14 protein-coding genes and 1 pseudogene are annotated in these 18479 nt (G+C 59.8%); 10 read left to right on the forward strand and 5 right to left on the reverse strand.

Going from position 1 to position 18479, the window contains the following annotated elements; translation table 11 throughout:
* Window positions 1-23 precede the first annotated feature (23 nt).
* Together gcvH and gcvP are read left to right on the forward strand one after the other, a co-directional pair.
* Window positions 24-407 (forward strand): glycine cleavage system protein GcvH, encoded by a 384-nt coding sequence (gene gcvH, locus ACIO0C_RS00945; RefSeq protein ID WP_008064934.1) that lies wholly within the window; start codon window positions 24-26, stop codon window positions 405-407.
* Window positions 408-640: 233 nt separating this feature from the next.
* A complete protein-coding gene (gcvP, locus tag ACIO0C_RS00950) occupies window positions 641-3514 on the forward strand; it encodes an aminomethyl-transferring glycine dehydrogenase (protein ID WP_401306701.1) in 2874 nt (957 codons plus the stop codon).
* Between the two features lie 186 nt (window positions 3515-3700).
* Here the strand turns inward: gcvP and ACIO0C_RS00955 are convergent, their stop codons facing one another.
* From ACIO0C_RS00955 to ACIO0C_RS00965, 3 genes are all read right to left on the reverse strand, one after another.
* Window positions 3701-4018, reverse strand: coding sequence for a DUF2388 domain-containing protein (locus ACIO0C_RS00955; RefSeq protein WP_401306703.1), 318 nt, complete (start codon window positions 4016-4018; stop codon window positions 3701-3703).
* Window positions 4019-4089: 71 nt separating this feature from the next.
* Window positions 4090-5874, reverse strand: a complete 1785-nt coding sequence (locus ACIO0C_RS00960) for a GspE/PulE family protein (RefSeq protein WP_401306706.1) — start codon at window positions 5872-5874, stop codon at window positions 4090-4092.
* A 90-nt stretch (window positions 5875-5964) separates the two neighbouring features.
* On the reverse strand, window positions 5965-6303 hold the full coding sequence (locus ACIO0C_RS00965; RefSeq protein ID WP_401306709.1) for a hypothetical protein: 339 nt from the start codon (window positions 6301-6303) through the stop codon (window positions 5965-5967).
* Between the two features lie 126 nt (window positions 6304-6429).
* Here ACIO0C_RS00965 and ACIO0C_RS00970 point away from each other — a divergent pair, with 126 nt between their 5' ends.
* Window positions 6430-6894 (forward strand): Lrp/AsnC family transcriptional regulator, encoded by a 465-nt coding sequence (locus ACIO0C_RS00970; protein ID WP_401306712.1) that lies wholly within the window; start codon window positions 6430-6432, stop codon window positions 6892-6894.
* 124 nt (window positions 6895-7018) lie between these two features.
* Here the strand turns inward: ACIO0C_RS00970 and ACIO0C_RS00975 are convergent, their stop codons facing one another.
* The gene (locus ACIO0C_RS00975; protein WP_401306715.1) at window positions 7019-8386 is read right to left on the reverse strand and encodes an inorganic triphosphatase; all 1368 of its coding nucleotides are present in this window, start codon (window positions 8384-8386) and stop codon (window positions 7019-7021) included.
* A gap of 156 nt (window positions 8387-8542) precedes the next feature.
* Here ACIO0C_RS00975 and argE point away from each other — a divergent pair, with 156 nt between their 5' ends.
* Both argE and argA read left to right on the forward strand, forming a co-directional pair.
* Window positions 8543-9703, forward strand: a complete 1161-nt coding sequence (argE, locus tag ACIO0C_RS00980; protein ID WP_401306717.1) for an acetylornithine deacetylase — start codon at window positions 8543-8545, stop codon at window positions 9701-9703.
* Between the two features lie 142 nt (window positions 9704-9845).
* Window positions 9846-11144: an amino-acid N-acetyltransferase gene (argA, locus tag ACIO0C_RS00985; protein ID WP_008064942.1), complete on the forward strand. Its 1299-nt coding sequence runs from the start codon at window positions 9846-9848 to the stop codon at window positions 11142-11144.
* Between the two features lie 56 nt (window positions 11145-11200).
* Here the strand turns inward: argA and tauA are convergent, their stop codons facing one another.
* On the reverse strand, window positions 11201-12190 hold the full coding sequence (tauA, locus tag ACIO0C_RS00990) for a taurine ABC transporter substrate-binding protein (RefSeq protein ID WP_401306720.1): 990 nt from the start codon (window positions 12188-12190) through the stop codon (window positions 11201-11203).
* A 362-nt stretch (window positions 12191-12552) separates the two neighbouring features.
* Here tauA and ACIO0C_RS00995 point away from each other — a divergent pair, with 362 nt between their 5' ends.
* From ACIO0C_RS00995 to ACIO0C_RS01015, 5 genes and pseudogenes are all read left to right on the forward strand, one after another.
* Entirely contained in the window at window positions 12553-13896 is a 1344-nt protein-coding gene (locus ACIO0C_RS00995; protein ID WP_401306723.1) for an OprD family outer membrane porin, read from the forward strand.
* Between the two features lie 403 nt (window positions 13897-14299).
* Window positions 14300-15640, forward strand: a complete 1341-nt coding sequence (locus ACIO0C_RS01000) for an OprD family porin (RefSeq protein ID WP_401306726.1) — start codon at window positions 14300-14302, stop codon at window positions 15638-15640.
* 292 nt (window positions 15641-15932) lie between these two features.
* Window positions 15933-16570, forward strand: a pseudogene (locus tag ACIO0C_RS01005) (peroxiredoxin).
* A gap of 239 nt (window positions 16571-16809) precedes the next feature.
* Window positions 16810-17403, forward strand: coding sequence for an NADPH-dependent FMN reductase (gene ssuE, locus ACIO0C_RS01010; protein ID WP_401306729.1), 594 nt, complete (start codon window positions 16810-16812; stop codon window positions 17401-17403).
* A gap of 90 nt (window positions 17404-17493) precedes the next feature.
* Window positions 17494-18459: a sulfonate ABC transporter substrate-binding protein gene (locus tag ACIO0C_RS01015; RefSeq protein ID WP_401306731.1), complete on the forward strand. Its 966-nt coding sequence runs from the start codon at window positions 17494-17496 to the stop codon at window positions 18457-18459.
* Window positions 18460-18479 lie beyond the last annotated feature (20 nt).

Here is an 18479-nt window from a genome sequence, read left to right on the forward strand (position 1 = left end):
CAATTTTCCTGAGGACACAGAACATGAGCAATATCCCTGCCGACCTGCGTTTTGCCGAGAGCCACGAATGGGCTCGCCTGGAAGCCGATGGTACCGTCACCGTGGGCATCAGCGATCACGCGCAGGAAGCGCTGGGTGATGTGGTGTTCGTTGAGCTGACCGAAGTCGGCAACGTCTTCGCCGCCGGTGATCAGTCGGGTGTGGTGGAGTCGGTCAAGGCCGCTTCCGACATCTATTCCCCGGTTGCCGGTGAAGTGATCGCGGTCAACGAAGCTCTGAGCGGTGAGCCTGAGCTGCTCAACTCCGACCCGTACGGCGCGTGGATCTTCAAGCTCAAGCCAAGCAACGCGGCTGACCTGGACAAGCTGCTTGATGCAGCGGGTTACAAGGCCGCCATCGGCGAATAAGCCTTCAGCGTCACCCCAAAGCCCCGACTTGTCGGGGCTTTTTTATTTTTACCGGGCGAATTTCCCCTGTAGGAGCGAGCTCGCTCGCGATGAACTTGAGAACTCCACGGGGTGTCAGGCTTGCAGCGTTATCGTTGACGACCATCGCGAGCAAGCTCGCTCCTACAAGTGACTGCTATGCTGGTTTGACCGTGTTGCATCGACGCCGAGCGCCAGTCAAGAGAGAGCCCGTCATGTCAAAGTTGCCGTCCTTGAGCCAGTTACGCGACCCCAATGCCTTTCTTCGCCGCCACCTTGGGCCAGATGCCGCCGAGCAACAGGCGATGCTCGACAGCCTCGGCCTCGGTAGCCGGGTCGAGTTGATCGAGCAGACGGTACCGCCGGGAATCCGCCTGAACCGACCACTCGATCTGCCCCCGGCCCTCGACGAAGAAGCCGCGCTGGCCAAGCTGCGCGGTTACGCCGAGCAAAACCAGGTCTGGACCAGCCTGATCGGCATGGGCTATCACGGCACGCTGACGCCGGCCGTCATACTGCGCAACGTCCTGGAAAATCCCGGCTGGTACACCGCGTACACACCCTATCAACCGGAAATCGCCCAGGGCCGGCTCGAAGCGCTGTTGAATTTCCAGCAATTGACCATCGACCTTACGGGCCTTGAACTGGCCAACGCCTCGCTGCTGGATGAAGCCACCGCGGCGGCGGAAGCCATGGCGCTGGCCAAGCGGGTCGCCAAGTCGAAAAGCAATCTGTTCTTCGTCGACGAAAACTGCCACCCGCAGACCATTTCCGTGGTGCAAACCCGCGCCGAAGGCTTCGGGTTCGAACTGATCGTCGACGCTGTGGATAACTTGAAACAGCACCAGGTGTTTGGTGCGCTGCTGCAATACCCCGACACCCACGGCGAGATCCGTGATTTGCGCCCGCTGATTGATCATCTGCATGCCCAGCAGGCGCTGGCGTGTGTCGCCACCGATCTGCTGAGCCTGCTGTTGCTCACCCCGCCGGGGGAGCTGGGCGCCGACGTGGTGTTCGGCTCATCCCAGCGTTTCGGCGTGCCCATGGGGTACGGCGGCCCTCACGCGGCGTTTTTTGCCAGTCGTGACGAGTACAAGCGGGCGATTCCCGGCCGCATCATCGGCGTGTCAAAAGACGCCCGCAGCAACGTTGCCCTGCGCATGGCGCTGCAAACCCGCGAGCAGCATATCCGCCGTGAAAAGGCCAACTCGAACATCTGCACCGCGCAAGTGCTGCTGGCCAATATCGCCAGTTTCTATGCGGTTTATCACGGCCCGGAAGGGCTGAAACGGATTGCCCAGCGCGTGCACCGGCTGACCTGCATCCTTGCCGCAGGCCTTGAGCGCAAGGGCATTACTCGCGTCAACCAGCACTTCTTCGACACCCTGACCCTGGAGGTCGGTGGCACCCAGACCGCGATCATCGAAAGCGCCCAGGCCGCGCAGATCAACTTGCGCATTCTGGGGCGTGGGCAATTGGGGCTGAGCCTCGACGAAACCTCTGACGAAACCACGGTAACGAAACTGTTCGACCTGTTCCTGGGGTCTGATCATGGGCTCAACGTCGACGAGCTGGACGCTGAAACCCTGGCTGGCGGCATTCCCGACACGCTGGCGCGAACCTCGCCCTATCTGCGCCACCCGGTGTTCAACGCCCACCACAGCGAAACCGAGATGCTGCGCTACCTCAAGCAACTGGAAAACAAGGATCTGGCGCTCAACCAATCGATGATCCCGCTGGGCTCGTGCACCATGAAGCTCAACGCCACCAGCGAGATGATCCCGATTACCTGGCCGCAGTTCGCCAACCTGCATCCGTTTGCGCCCAGGGAGCAGGCGCTCGGTTACACATTGATGATCGAAGAACTGGAGCGCTGGCTCTGCGCGATTACCGGTTTCGATGCGATCTGCATGCAGCCCAACTCCGGGGCCCAGGGCGAATACGCCGGGCTGCTGGCGATCCGCAAATACCACGAGAGCCGCCAGCAGGGCGGGCGGGATATCTGCCTGATTCCTTCGTCGGCCCACGGCACCAACCCGGCCTCGGCACAGATGGCCGGGATGCGCGTGGTGATTGTCGAGTGCGACGAGGCGGGCAACGTCGATCTGGAGGACCTGAAAGACAAGGCCGCCCAGGCCGGGGATAAACTGGCCTGTCTGATGGCAACGTATCCGTCGACCCATGGCGTGTACGAGGAAGGCATCAGCGAAATCTGTGAAGTTGTCCACAGCCATGGCGGCCAGGTGTACATGGACGGCGCCAACCTCAATGCCCAGGTGGGCCTCGCGCGCCCGGCGGACATCGGCGCCGATGTGTCACACATGAACCTGCACAAGACCTTCTGCATTCCCCATGGTGGCGGTGGGCCGGGCATGGGGCCGATTGGCGTGCGCGCCCACCTGGCGCCGTTCGTGGCCAATCATCCGGTGGTGCCTATCGAAGGGCCGCAGCCACAGAATGGCGCGGTCAGCGCAGCGCCCTGGGGCAGTGCAAGCATTCTGCCGATCAGCTGGATGTACATCGCCATGATGGGGCCGCAATTGGCCGACGCCAGTGAAGTGGCGATCCTGGCGGCCAATTACCTGGCGCGGCACCTCTCCGGCGCGTTTCCAGTGCTCTACACCGGCCGCAACGAGCGGGTGGCCCACGAGTGCATTCTCGACCTGCGACCCCTCAAGGCGCTGACCGGCATCAGCGAAGAAGACGTTGCCAAGCGTCTGATGGACTATGGCTTCCATGCACCGACCATGTCGTTCCCGGTGCCGGGGACGTTGATGGTCGAGCCCACTGAAAGTGAGTCGAAGGCAGAGCTGGACCGTTTTATCGGCGCGATGCTGAGCATCCGCGCGGAAATTACCGAGGTGCAAAACGGCAACTGGCCAGCCGAGGACAACCCGTTGAAGCGAGCGCCGCATACGCTGGCGGACATCACTGGCGTGTGGGAGCGGCCTTACAGCATCGTGCAGGCGGTCACACCGGATGCTCACACCAAGGCGCACAAGTATTGGCCGGCGGTGAACCGGGTGGACAATGTGTATGGGGACCGGAACCTGTTTTGTGCGTGTGTGCCGTTGGACGAGTACCGCTGAACAACACACGCCCCTGTAGGAGCTGGCTTGTCGGGTCGCCGCATCGCAGCGAAAGCGGTGTAACAGTCAACACGGATGCTCAATGCCAGGGCCTCTTCGTCGGCAAGCCAGCTCCTACAAGGGGTTTGCGTAGGTCATAAAAAATGCCGCTCATGTGAGCGGCATTTTTTGTTCGGTAACCTGGGCTTATTCCGAAGCCACGGCGTTCTTCGCCAGGATCGCATTCGCCAGTTCCATATCCGTGGCCTGCAGCCCCGGGTTGTCGGCGCGGACTTTTTGCATTGCCGCTTCCAGGTACGGGCCGCGGATGCCGCCGTCACTGGCGACGAAGCTGCCGGCATCGTCCTGGGCAGCGACGATCACCTTGTTATCCTTGAACGTCAGGTAGGTCGAACCGGTGGTTGCACCGGAGGTAAGGACGTTACGCCAAAAGCTATCAGCCATCGCCGAGCCGACAGGCAGGGACAACAAGGCGATGGTAGCGACAGCAACTTTGAAACGCATGATGGGTGACTCCACTGATTTAACTGCGATGTTGGATTGTCCGCCCCTCATCGAGTTCCATAACGGCCCACCTACTTCTGCTCGCTCTGTGGCGTGACCCGCAACACCTCCTCAATCGTGGTCAAACCCGCCGCCACTTTCTGCGCGCCTGATAGTCGCAGACTGCGCATGCCTTCCTTGAACGCCTGGCGCCGCACGGCCAGCAAGTCGGTGTCGGGATTGATCAGCGTCTTCAAACCGTCGCTCAGTTGCATGATTTCGTACACCCCGGCACGACCGTGGTAGCCGGTATCGCGGCATTCCAGGCAGCCAATGGCGCGCTGGGCATTGCCAGGCAACGGCGCTTGCCAGGGCCGGGTCAGGGTTTGCCAGTCTTCCTCGCCCAGGGCTTGCGGGGCCTTGCAGTATGGGCACAGGGTACGCACCAGGCGTTGGGCCATCACGCCGAGCACAGTGGCCTTTATCAGGTAATGCGGCACGCCGAGTTCGAGCAGGCGGCTGATGGCGCTGGGCGCATCGTTGGTGTGCAGCGTCGACAACACCAGGTGCCCGGTGAGGGCGGCCTGGATGGCCATCTCGGCGGTTTCCAGGTCGCGGATCTCGCCGATCATGATGATGTCCGGATCTTGTCGCATCAGCGCCCGGACCCCGGCGGCAAAGGTCAGGTCGATGTTGTGCTGGACCTGCATCTGGTTGAACGCCGGCTCGACCATTTCTATTGGGTCTTCGATGGTGCAGAGGTTGACCTGGGGTGTTGCCAGTTTTTTCAGCGTGGTGTAGAGCGTGGTGGTCTTGCCCGACCCGGTCGGCCCGGTGACCAGGATGATGCCATTGGGCTGGCGGGTCATGTCCTGCCAGCGCCGCAGGTCGTCCGCGGAAAAACCCAACTGGTCGAAATCCTTGAGCAGCACCTCCGGGTCAAAGATCCGCATGACCATTTTTTCGCCGAAGGCCGTGGGCAAGGTCGAGAGCCGCAACTCGACTTCACCGCCATCCGGGGTCTTGGTTTTCACCCGGCCGTCCTGGGGTTTGCGTTTCTCCGCGACGTTCATTCGCCCCAGGCTTTTCAGGCGACTGACAATGGCCATGGTTACCTGTGGCGGGAACTGGTAAACGTTGTGCAGCACGCCGTCGATGCGAAAGCGCACCGTGCCCTGTTCGCGCCGGGGCTCGATGTGGATATCGCTGGCGCGCTGCTGGAAGGCGTACTGGAACAGCCAGTCGACGATATTGACGATGTGCGCGTCGTTGGCATCGGGCTCCTGATCGCTGGCGCCGAGGTTGAGCAACTGCTCGAAGTTGCCCAGGGTACTGACCTGCTGATCGGCATTGCTCGCGCCGCTGACCGATTTGGCCAGGCGAAAGAACTCCACGCTGAAACGCTGGATGTCCACCGGGTTGGCCACCACACGCTTGATCGGCAGCTTCAGCACATGGGTCAGGTCGGCTTCCCAGCCGGTGACGTAAGGCTGGGCGCTGGCGATGGTCACCGCGTCGCGATCGACCGACACCGCGAGGATCTTGTGGCGCTGGGCGAAGGCGTAGGACATCAGCGGGGTAACAGCCGCGACGTTGATTTTCAGCGGATCGATACGCAGGTAAGGCTGGCCGGCCTGCTGGGACAGCCACAGGGTCAGGCTTTCAAGGTCGAGGTGCTTGCCGGGACGGCTGAGGTCGTCCAGGTGTTGGCTGGCGATGAACTCCAGCGGGTGCATCTGGCCATTGGCGGCGTGCCGGCGTCGGGCGTTGAGCGCCTGTTCGGCCGAGTCCTGGCTGACAAAGCCCTGGGCGACCAGTTCGCGCAGCACATCATTGAGGTCCAGCCAGCGGTCCTGAAAGGCGATTTGAACGGACATGCGGGCTCCTTTTGAACAACAGTGCGCAAAGGATAGCCGTGACCCCGCAGGCTGTTGGGCCACTACCCGACGAAGCCGTATCGGGTTTTTTCAGCCCGCCGCCAGTGCCGCTTCGACCCACGCAGAATCAGCGGTTTGCAGATCGACCGAGCACACGCTGATCAGGTTTCGAAGTTTTTCCGCAATTACCTGGGCGCGATGCCAGCTCAATCCGTCGATGACCACATCGATGGCCAGCAAGTCGTCCTGGCGCTGCACATTCACCTGTTGCGGTGTCAGGAACTGCAGGGCGAACAGGTTGAGCGCGCGGCACAGCAGGTCCGGTTCGGCTTCGGCGAGCAATTGGTAGTGAACGCGGCAATGGGCGTTGCCGGCATTCCAGGCATCGGCACGGGTGGGCGAGGTATTGACGGCTTCCAGGTAGGGCATGTTCGGTCTCCAGAATGATTGGAGAAATTTTTACATTCGGTGGCGGGTATTTCTTATCTATGATTAGCCGTATTACAGATCTGGCGAATCGTGTAATTCACAGGATTATCATTTTAAGGTTTTTTTATGCGCAGCGAGCTGGACAGTTACGACCGCAGGATTCTCGCCTTGCTGCAGGAGGATGCTTCGCTCTCAAGCGCGCAGATCGCCGAACAGGTGGGGCTTTCGCAGTCGCCCTGCTGGCGGCGGATTCAGCGGATGAAGGAGGAGGGGATCATTCGCGGCCAGGTCACCTTGCTCGACCGCAAGAAAATCGGCTTGAACACGCAGATTTTTGCCCAGGTAAAACTCAACGCCCATGGCCGTTCGAACTTCACCGAATTCACCGAGGCGATTCGAGGTTTTCCCGAGGTGCTGGAGTGTTATGTACTGATGGGGGCGGTGGATTTCATGCTGCGGATCGTCGCGGCGGACATCGAGGCGTACGAGCGGTTTTTCTTCGAGAAGCTGTCGCTGGTGCCGGGGATTCAGGAAGTGAATTCGATCGTGGCGTTATCGGAGATCAAATCAACGACGAGTTTGCCGGTCTGAAGATTTGCGGTGCATTTGCTGGCCTCATCGCGGGCAAGCCCGCTCCCACAGGGATTAACGGTCGTACACAAGTTTTGTGTTCGCCAACGGTCCTGTGGGAGCGGGCTTGCCCGCGATAGCAATCTTATAGGCGCAGGAGCATCTTCCAGGCGCGATTCTGATACACCGCGATCGCCTGTTGCTTGCGCGCATCCAGGGTTTCGTCGGTGATCGGTTCGTTGGCCAGTTGCGCCAACTTGTTCAGCTCGCCGTAGAGGCGATCCATTTCCGGGATCTCCAGCACGTTGCGTGCGTGGTGCAGCCAGACCTGGATGCGCTCGATGCGCGGCAGTTGTTCGGCCAGGTCTTCCGGCTGTTGCTGGTAACGCTGCAATTGCAGCGAGGTAGCTTCTTCGCCGAGCAGGCGTGGCAGCCAGCTGCCCAATTGCGCGGCGCCCTGGCGATTGCCGCGGGTGTTGCGCTCGGCGGTCCAGGTGCGGGCCAGCAACCAGCGCGAGGTGCTCAGGGAGAATAGGCCCCAACGCGGGTCTTCGAGTTCTTCGAGGAACTGCTCCGGCGCGGCTTTGCGAACGTCTTCATCGTCCAGGCCGGCCTGTACCAGCGGGCGCCAGTCTTCCAGCAGAGCGTCGAGCGCGACACGCAAATCGTGGGTCGACTGACGCGGTGCGGCTTGACCAAGGCTGCTGATCAGCGCGCGCATTTCAGCCAGGTTCTCGACCCAGTCCTGCAACAGGCGCCAGTGGCCATTGAAACGATACTGCTCGGCCAGGCGCTGGCTGCTGCCCAGCAAGTGCCAGCTGAGCGCGGCGAAGGCGTCGTCCAAGGGCGTTTCGGCGCTGATCTGGGGTGCCGGCAGGCTCAGCGAGTAACTGTGGGCGTCGTACAGGCGATAGCCGCGTTCGGCCTTGCTGATGTCGCATGGCATCAGCGCCAGTTTTTCAGCCAGTTCGGCGGCCAGTTCCAGCAGCGCGGCGGGTTCGCCTTCGCGCAATTCCAGTTCCAGTTCGCAGATTTCTTCTTTCTGCTTGCCGACGACCACGTGGCCCAGGTCCAGTGCCGCTTCGATGACCACTTTGGTCTTGCCACGGCCCCAGGCGATTTCCGCGCGCTCGCGGACGAAATCGGTGGTGAAGATGGCTTTCAGGGTTTTCTTGTCCAGCTCAGCCAGCTCTTCGGGCCAGCATTCGCCGTCCAGTTTTTTCAGGTCGAGCTTGGCTTTGGGCAGGTTCCAGTCGTACTCGTTACGTACGGACAGGCCAGCGACGCTTTGGCCGCGGGTTTTGAGGGTCTGAATCACTTCTTCGCCATCCTTGCGCAGGCGCAGGGCGACTTTGGCCCGGGCCAGGTCACGCTCCGGGGTGTCGAAATATTGATTCATCAACTCACGGCGTTCCCAGCCACTTTTGTTGCGTTTTTTCAGTAACGGGTGCTCGCGCAGGGCGGCGAGGGTTTCGCGGCTGACGCGGAGCTTGATTTCGGTTTCTTTCTGCATGGCCGGAAAATCCAGGATCGGGAGCGCAGCCGGGGGAATGGGTGGCTGCCAAGGCCGTGCAGTGTACAGGACTCAACCTGCCTTCGCCCTGCGACGGTTTATTCCTGTCACCGGATGGCTCTATGATGGACTTCAATCCGGGAGTTGGAGTCAGCGATGCCTTTGCCGTCCATGAAAGATCAGTTCGCTGCGCTGATCGCTGCGCCGTCCGTCAGTTGCACCCAGCCAAGCCTCGATCAATCCAATCGTCCGGTGATCGACCTGCTGGCCGCCTGGCTCGGTGACCTGGGCTTTGCCTGTGATATCCAGCAGGTCAGCCCCGGCAAATTCAACTTGCTGGCCAGTTTTGGCAGTGGCCCCGGCGGGCTCGTGCTGGCCGGTCACAGTGATACGGTGCCGTTCGATGGCGCGTTGTGGCAGACCGACCCTCTGAAGCTGACTGAGGTCGACGGGCGCTGGGTCGGCCTGGGCAGTTGCGACATGAAGGGCTTTTTCGCCCTGGCCATCGAAGCCGTCAGGCCGCTGCTCGACCAACCGTTCAAGCAGCCGCTGCTGATCCTTGCCACCTGCGATGAAGAAAGCTCGATGTCCGGTGCCAGGGCGCTGGCCCAGGCAGGAAAGCCGCTGGGGCGTGCGGCGGTGATCGGCGAGCCGACCGGGCTCAAGCCGATCCGCATGCACAAAGGCATCATGATGGAACGCATCGATATTCTCGGGCAGAGCGGCCACTCCTCGGACCCGCGTCTGGGGCACAGCGCGCTCGAAGCCATGCACGATGCCATCGGTGAACTGCGCGGCCTGCGCTTGTTGTGGCAGCGCGAATTCCGTAATCCGCAGTTCAGTGTGCCCATGCCGACAATGAACTTCGGCTGCATCCATGGGGGCGACAATCCCAACCGCATCTGCGGGCAGTGTTCGCTGGAATTCGATCTGCGGCCGTTGCCAGGTATGGACCCCAAGGTCCTGCGTGCCGAGATTTTGCAGAAGCTCAGGCCGATTGCCGAGCGGCATCAGGTCAAGATCGATTACGCGCCCCTGTTCGCCGAAGTGCCGCCTTTCGAGCAGGCTGAGGATGCGGAACTGGTGCGCATTGCCGAAAAGCTCACCGGCCATGCCGCCGAAGCAGTGGCATTCGGCACCGAAGCGCCTTATCTTCAGCAACTTGGCTGCGAAACACTGGTGCTCGGCCCCGGCGATATCGCTTGCGCCCACCAACCGGGGGAATTCCTCGAAATGTCACGTTTGCAGCCTACGGTGCATCTATTACGACAGTTGATTGAACATTACTGCCTGACGCCGGCCCAAACGCAGGTGTGATGTATAAATTGCCGGTGTCCCAACCCGTATTCATGAGGAGAGCGCGCGTGTCGCCAAGCCTGTTCCGACGATAACCATCAGCCCGCTGTGTGTTTTCTGTTCCGCCCTTTTTTCGGCTGCTATTTATTACAGGCCCAGGTTCATGCCCGAATACGTCAATTGGCTTCGTCACGCTTCGCCCTACATCAACGCCCACCGCGATTGCACCTTTGTCGTCATGCTGCCCGGCGATGGTGTTGAGCACCCGAACTTCGGCAACATCGTCCATGACCTGGTGTTGTTGCACAGCCTGGGCGTGCGGTTGGTCCTGGTCCATGGTTCGCGCCCGCAAATCGAAGCGCGCCTTGAGGCTCGCGGCCTGACCCCGCACTACCATCACGGGATGCGCATCACCGATGCCGCGACCCTGGAGTGCGTGATCGATGCGGTCGGCCAGCTGCGCATCGCCATCGAGGCACGGCTGTCCATGGACATGGCGTCGTCGCCGATGCAGGGCTCGCGCCTGCGGGTGGCCAGCGGCAACCTGGTGACCGCGCGGCCTATCGGCGTGCTTGAAGGTGTCGACTATCACCACACCGGTGAAGTGCGTCGGGTTGACCGCAAGGGCATCAATCGCCTGCTGGACGAGCGCTCCATCGTGCTCTTGTCGCCACTGGGCTACTCGCCGACCGGTGAAATTTTCAACCTCGCCTGTGAAGATGTCGCCACGCGCGCGGCCATTGACCTGGGCGCAGACAAACTGCTGCTGTTTGGCGCCGACCTGGGCTTGATCGATGAACACGGCCGGCTGGTACGCGAACTGCGTCCGCAACAGGTGCCGGCACATCTGCAACGTCTGGGCAGCAACTACCAGGCCGAGCTGCTGGATGCTGCTGCTGAAGCCTGCCGTGGCGGCGTGGCCCGCAGCCATATCGTCAGCTACGCCGAAGACGGTGCGCTGCTGACCGAGCTCTTCACCCGTGACGGTGGCGGCACGCTGGTGGCCCAGGAGCAATTCGAGGTGGTGCGCGAAGCGGCCATCGAAGACGTCGGCGGCTTGCTGGACTTGATCAGCCCGCTGGAAGAGCAGGGCATTCTGGTACGCCGCTCCCGTGAAGTGCTTGAGCGTGAGATCGAGCAGTTCAGCGTGGTCGAGCGTGAGGGCATGATAATCGCCTGTGCGGCGTTGTATCAGATCGCCGATTCCGATGCCGGGGAGCTGGCGTGCCTGGCGGTGAACCCGGAGTACCGTCATGGCGGTCGCGGTGATGAACTGCTCGAGCGCATTGAAACCCGCGCACGGGCCCAGGGCTTGAAAACCTTGTTCGTCCTCACCACTCGCACGGCTCACTGGTTCCGCGAGCGCGGCTTCGTGCCGAGCAGCGTCGATCGCCTGCCGTCGGCGCGGGCGTCGCTGTACAACTATCAGCGTAATTCGAAGATCTTCGAAAAAGCCCTGTAACGACGATGCCCTTGTTGATGATCGTTCCCACGCGGAGCGTGGGAACGATCATTGCGTTATTCCTGCACGAACTTCGCACTGACATACGGCGAATAATCCGGTAGCACCGTCTCAACCTTCCCTTGTTCCTTCAAGAACTTCGCCGTCTCGCCAATCGCCTGCGCCGTGCCGCCGGCCAGCAGTGCGCTGGTCTGTTGTGCCTTGGCATCCGGGAACGCGGAACCGGCCAGCAGTTCCGGCACATCGACGGCGTTGGCACCGGTCAGTTTGGCGATTTTTTGCACCGGTACCGAATCCGCGGTCCAGCTGTCCTTATGCGCCGCATAGTCGGCAAATGAGTCGAGGGTCACCTTGGCGAACCGGGCGATGACCTCCGGGTGCTTCTGGGCGTAATCCTTGCGCGCTACCCAGACTTCGAAGGTTGGTGCACCCCATTGGCCGACCTGCGCGGCATCGGTCAAGGTCTTGCCGGTCTTGCGAATTTCCCCCAGGGCCGGCGACCAGACGAACGCGCCGTCGATGTCTCCACGCTTCCAGGCGGCGGCAATTTCCGCCGGTTGCAGGTTCACCACTTTGACTTTCGAGGCGTCCAGCCCCCAGTGCTTCAGCGCGCCTAACAGGCTGTAGTGGGAAGTGGAAACGAACGGCGTGGCGATGGTCTTGCCGATCAGATCTTGCGGTTTATCGATGCCACTGCCGTTGCGCACCACCAGGGCTTCGGCGGCATTGATCTGCGCGGAAACGAGGAAAGCGACGATCGGCAGATTGCGCGAGGCCGCGGCAGCCAGTGGGCTGGAACCGAGGTTGCCGATCTGTACATCACCGGAGGCAATGGCGGTGACCACTTCCGGACCACTGTTGAAGCGCCGCCAGTCGATTTTCTCGCCAATGGTTTTTTCGTAAAGGCCATCCGCCTGGGGGACTTTGCTCGGGTCGATACCGGTCTGGTAGCCCACCGTGAGGTTCGCCGCATGGGCGGAAAAAGAGACCATCAACGATACACAAACTGTAACAAATGGACGGGATAGTGCGCGCTTGTTCGTCATGGCGTCGGCCTTTTCGATAGGTTTTGTTTCGGAATTGCTTCTAAACCTAATCGATCTAAAAAACGCCTAATAAATACCATTTAGGAATTAGCTTATGAGCCAGCCGCTCTATCCCGAGGGCGGTGAGACGGTGAGCTAAATTCCTAAAGGGTATGAGGAAAGAATCCGATCATTCTTTTCAGGTTTATGACGAGCTCATGACCCGGCAGGGACCAAAAAACAGGGGATTAGACTATGGTCGTAGACACACAAAGTTACGATTGACTTGTGGGTCACGCTCTGGCGCTAATCGCGCATCTTAGGATCCGGGACATCGATTCCGGGCCAGGAATACAAGAATTAGAAACGAGAGGAGTTTAACAATGAACAAGTCCACCTTGGCGCTGGCCGTGGCCGTAGGGGTTATGGCGCAGCAGGCAGGCGCCGCGGGTTTCATCGAAGACAGCAAGGCTTCCGTCAGTTCCCGTACCTATTATTTCGACTCGGACAAGCGTGAAGGTGCGTCGACACCTGCTAACCGGCAGCGCGAAGCTGCCGAGGGTCTGAAGTTCGATTACCAGTCGGGCTTCACCCCAGGCACTGTCGGCTTCGGTATCGACGCCCAGGCACTGGTCGGCATCCATCTGGACGGCGGCAAGGGCCATCACCCGGACAACAACTCCTTCTCCCCTAGTGATTCCGATGGTTCGGCAGAGAGTTCGTGGAGCCGTCTGGCGGGCAACGTCAAGGCACGCTTCTCGAAGACCGAGGCCCACTACGGTGGTGCCTTGCAGCCCAACATGCCGATCCTGATCGCGAACGACAGTCGCGTACTGCCACAAACCTTTGAAGGTGGCACCATCACCTCGAAGGAAATCGACAACGTGACCTTCAACGTCGGTCAACTCGAGCACGCGACAGGTCGCGCCTCCTCGAACAGCACTGGCCTGTCTGTGGCTGGCGCTACTCAGGACAGCAACCAGTTCCGTTATGCCGGTGCTGACTGGAAAGTCACCAAAGACCTGTTGCTGCAGTACTACTACGCGAACCTGGAAGACTTCTACAAGCAGAACTTCCTCGGCCTGGTGCACGTTTACCCGATCGCGCCTAACCAGTCGTTCAAGACTGACATTCGTTACTTCGACAGCAGCTCCGATGGCAAGAACGGCAGCGGCCAGGCGGGCTACCGGTTCAACAACAACAACGGCTTCGCCAAGACCCCGGGCGAGGTCGATAACAAGACCTGGAGCGCCACGTTCACCTATACCCTGGGTGGCAGTGCATTCCTGCTCGGGCATCAGCGTGTCAACGACGACGGCGGCTTCGTCTTCCTCAACCAGGCCAACGTTGTCGATGGCAACGGTCGCAACGAAGGTGCCGGCGGCGCCAGCTTCTACTCGTTCACCGATGCCACCGTGGGCAGCTTTATCCGTGCCGGTGAAAACACCACGTACGGTCAGTACTCCTACGACTTCGCTTCGCTGGGTGTACCAGGCTTGAAAGCTTCGGCCGCTTACCTGTACGGCCAGGACATCAAGGCCACCAACGGTACTGGCAAGGACCTGAACGAGCGCGAGACCGACCTGCGTGTGGATTACGTGATTCAAACCGGTCCGCTCAAAGGGTTCGGTACCACGCTGCGCCACGGTATGTATCGTGGCAATACCAGTACCCTTGATGAAGACCAGACCCGTGTGATCTTCAACTACACCTACGCCTTCAAGTAAGCCGTAGCAAAAAGCCTCGTCAACGGACGAGGCTTTTTTCGCGTCCGTTTTCATATTCCATAAACGATGCATGTGATTATTTTTTATTCTTTTTAGCTTCTTTCTCAAGCGCTTAAAGTAAAGCCGTCCGATACGCACCGTAAGCTTCGGATAAAGCTTTAACTCCCCCGAACTCAAAAAAAATCCAGGCATCGGTTTGTCGCCGATACCTCGGGTCTGCGCTGTCGAGGTATATTCCTAAATGCGATTAAAAGTAATTTATCAATTCTTTTTAGGATTATGAAGGAGTATTCTGCGCGGCCCAAAAAAACGACCGGTCCAGACGGTCTGGCGCGAATGGCGCTTGCGGATCCAGGGCATTCGACCCAGGACCAAGAAATTAGAGAACGATAGGAGCGAAACAATGAACAAGTCCACCTTGGCCCTGGCTGTGACCGTAGGGGTTTTGGCGCAGCAGGCAAGCGCCGCCGGTTTCATCGAAGACAGCAAGGCAACATTGGGGCTGCGCAACTTCTACATCAACACCGACTACCGTGACGGTACCGGTCCGAACAAAAACGAAGAGTGGGGCCAGGGTTTTGATTTGCGTTTCACCTCCGGTTATACCCAGGGCCCTGTTGGCTTCGGTATTGATGCGATCGGTCTGTTGGGCGTGAAGCTGGATTCGGGCGGCGGCACCAACGGTGCTACCAACAACTCTTATGGCGGCACTGTTTTCCCAAGCAAGTCCAACGGCGAAGCGGTTGATAACTTCTCCAGCCTGGGTGTGACTGCCAAAGCCAAGATCTCTCAGACCGAGCTGAAATTGGGCACCCTGCAACCAAAACTGCCAGTGATCGTGACCAACGATGGCCGTCTGCTTCCACAAACCTGGCAGGGTGGCCAACTCACCTCGGGCGACATCAAGGACCTGACCCTGATCGGTGGCCAGATCGAGCAGGTAAAAGGTCGTAACTCGAGCAACAACGAACAGTTGTCGATCTCGGGCGCCAACAGCCGTGCCGCAACAGGTCGAGACAGCAACAAGTTCATCTATGCCGGTGGTGACTACAAGCTCACCAAGGACCTGACTGCCCAGTACTACTACGGCAACCTCGAAGAGTTCTACAAGCAACACTTCCTGGGTCTGGTGCACAACTGGGCAATCGGTCCGGGTGTGTTGAAGTCGGACTTGCGCTACTTCAACAGCTCCGATGACGGTGCCAACGGTCACGACCCACTTTACTACTCCACTGGCAACTACAACGCTCCGAGCGGTAAAGGCAAGGTCGACAACAATCTGTACAGCGGCCTGTTCCTCTACACCGTTGCCGGTCACACCTTCGGTGGCGGTTATCAGGTCAGCAATGGCAGCAGCGATTTCCCGTGGCTGAACCAGGGCGACGGATCGTCGGCCTACATCATCACCGACTCGCAAATCCAGAAGTTCGCCCGTGCCGGCGAACGCACCTGGCAGGCACGCTACTCGTTTGACTTCGCCAAGGTCGGCGTGCCTGGCCTGACGGCGGGCGTGGTGTACCTGCATGGCGACGACATCGATACCGTCAACTCGGCCGGTCGTGAAGCGGCCAGCGGCGCTTCCGAGTGGGAGCGCGATCTGACCGTGGGTTATGTCGTCCAGTCCGGTGCGTTGAAAAACCTCGGCGTGATGTGGAAAAACGCCACCTGGCGCACCGATCTGCCGAACACTCGCTCCCAGGACGAGAACCGCCTGATCGTCAGCTACTCGATCCCGCTGTTGTAATAGCGCTCGGAACCCAGGCAAAAAAAGCCCCGCCCGGCATCACGCCGGGCGGGGCTTATGCGTTTTCGAGGCGGGCTCACCCCCGTAAACCCGCCTGGAAAGTCCCCTCTTTTGCAGCAACTCAAGGCCTTCTCGAACCTTGTGGGCGATGTTCGGCGCGATGAGTTCGCGCGTCCAGTGAAGAGATGTTTAATATTTCCTTTAGGTCTAAATAAATCGATATTTATTCTTTTTAATAGATAAGAAATACAGGCACAGTTGATCTCAACCAGCACTCATCAGGAGCAGCACCATGAGCATCAGACTGGGCGATATCGCCCCCGATTTCGAACAGAATTCCAGCGCTGGTGCTATCCAGTTCCACCAGTGGCTGGGCGATAGCTGGGGTGTGCTGTTCTCCCACCCGGCCGACTTCACGCCGGTGTGCACCACCGAGCTGGGCTTTACCGCCAAGTTGAAAGATGAATTCGCCAAGCGTGGGGTCAAGGCCATCGCGCTGTCCGTCGACCCGGTGGATTCGCACCACAAGTGGATCGAAGACATCAACGAAACCCAGAACCCGTGGTCAACTTCCCGATTCTCGATGACGCCGATCGCAAGGTATCGGACCTGTACGACCTGATCCATCCCAACGCCAACGACACCCTGACGGTGCGCTCGCTGTTCGTGATCGACCCGAACAAAAAGGTTCGGCTGACCATCACCTACCCGGCGAGCACCGGGCGCAACTTCCATGAAATTCTGCGGGTGATCGACTCGCTGCAGCTCACCGACAACTACAAGGTGGCCACCCCGGCCAACTGGCAGGACGGTGATGAAGTGGTGATCGTGCCTTCGCTCAAGGATGAAGAAGAAATCAGGCAGCGTTTTCCCAAGGGCTATCGCGCGGTGAAACCGTACCTGCGCCTGACGCCGCAGCCGAATCGGTAATCCTTACATGATCGTTCCCACGCGGAGCGTGGGAACGATCTCGCAGGACATAAAGCAGGGGATTTCAGGCCGTTTCGACGGCCTTTTTTTCGTCTGGAAGAAATGGAATTTATATATCTAAAGCGTATAACCAAATGAATAAATATGATTTATGGATATATAAATCACCTGTTAAGGTCATTCCATCAAAGCGAGATCGCAAGTCGCGAATCGCCAACTCCGTTTAAGGAAGTATCTGAATGCTGGTCGTCTCACTGGGTGGCAGTCCCAGCCAGCGCTCCCGTTCCGGGGTGCTGCTGGATCGCTCCCGACGTTGGTTACAAAAGCGCGGCGTGGAGGTCGTGAGTTATCAGGTACGGGACTTCCCGGCCGAAGACTTGCTGCACGCCCGCTTCGATAGCCCGAAGGTCGTCGATCTGCTGCAACAGATTGAAAACGCCGATGGCCTCCTGATCGCCACGCCGGTGTACAAGGCTTCGTTTTCCGGGGCCTTGAAAACCGTGCTGGACCTGCTGCCTGAGCGTGCCCTGAGCCACAAGGTAGTGCTGCCGATGGCCACGGGGGGCAGCATTGCCCACATGCTGGCGGTGGATTATGCGCTCAAGCCGGTGTTGTCGGCATTGAAGGCCCAGGAGCTGCTGCAGGGGATTTTCGCCGTCGACAGCCAGATCGCTTACGGCGAAGGCAGCGCGCTGGCGCAGTTGGCGCCGGAGCTGGAGCAACGACTGGATGAGTCGCTGGAGTTGTTTTTCAGCGCCATGGCACGACGGCCCCGGCCGCTCGATCCGAACCTGTTGAATGATCGTTTGTTGAGTGCTCGCTGGAGCATTTAAGCCCTTCCGAAAATTGATGTACTCGCCTTACTCGCCCGCTAACGGGCAAGCAGGTGCAGCCAAAAACCCAACTGCAAAAAGGAGAGCGCCATGCGCCCTGTCATTTTGCGTCGCGGTCTGGTCGCTCTGTTTGCTGCGGCTGTCACCTTCGGCGCCATTACTCAAGCTCAAGCTGAAACTCTGCGAATCGGCTACCAGAAATACGGCACCCTGGTGCTGCTCAAAGCCAAAGGCACCCTGGAAAAACGCCTCGCCGCCCAAGGCGTCGATGTGCAATGGACGGAATTCCCCGGTGGCCCGCAACTGCTCGAAGGCCTGAACGTCGGCTCCATCGACTTCGGCGTCACCGGCGAAACCCCGCCAGTGTTCGCTCAGGCAGCGGGCGCTGATCTGCTCTACGTCGCCTACGAACCGCCAGCGCCGCACAGCGAAGCGATCCTGGTACCGAAGGACTCGCCGATCAAATCGGTGAAGGACCTCAAGGGCAAGAAAGTCGTCCTGAACAAAGGCTCCAACGTGCATTACCTGCTGGTCCGCGCCCTGGAAGACGCCGGCCTCAAGTACACCGATATCCAGACCGTATTCCTGCCGCCGGCCGATGCCCGCGCCGCGTTCGAGCGTGGCAGCGTCGATGCCTGGGTCATCTGGGACCCGTACCAGGCCGCCGCCGAACAGCAGCTGCAAGCGCACACCCTGCGCGATGGCCAGGGCATCGTCGACAACCACCAGTTCTACCTGGCCACCAAGCCCTATGCGCAGAAAAACCCTGAGGTGATCAAGACCCTCGTGGAAGAAGTGCGTGCGGTCGGTGAATGGTCCAAGGCCAATCCGGAGGATGTGACCAAACAGGTTTCGCCACTGCTCGGCCTGCCGGCGGACATCACCCTGACGTCGGTGAAACGCCAAGGCTACGGCGCGCTGTTCCTGACCCCGGAAGTGGTCGCCGCGCAACAGAAAATCGCCGACAGCTTCTATCAGCTCAAGCTGATTCCCAAGCCGCTGCGCATCAAGGATGTGATCTGGACGCCACCGGCGGCCGTTGCTAAAGCACAGTAATTCGATTCCCTAAGGAGACC

It is taken from the genome of Pseudomonas sp. NPDC087336 (genome assembly GCF_044744285.1).
In the GTDB taxonomy this organism is placed as follows: domain Bacteria; phylum Pseudomonadota; class Gammaproteobacteria; order Pseudomonadales; family Pseudomonadaceae; genus Aquipseudomonas.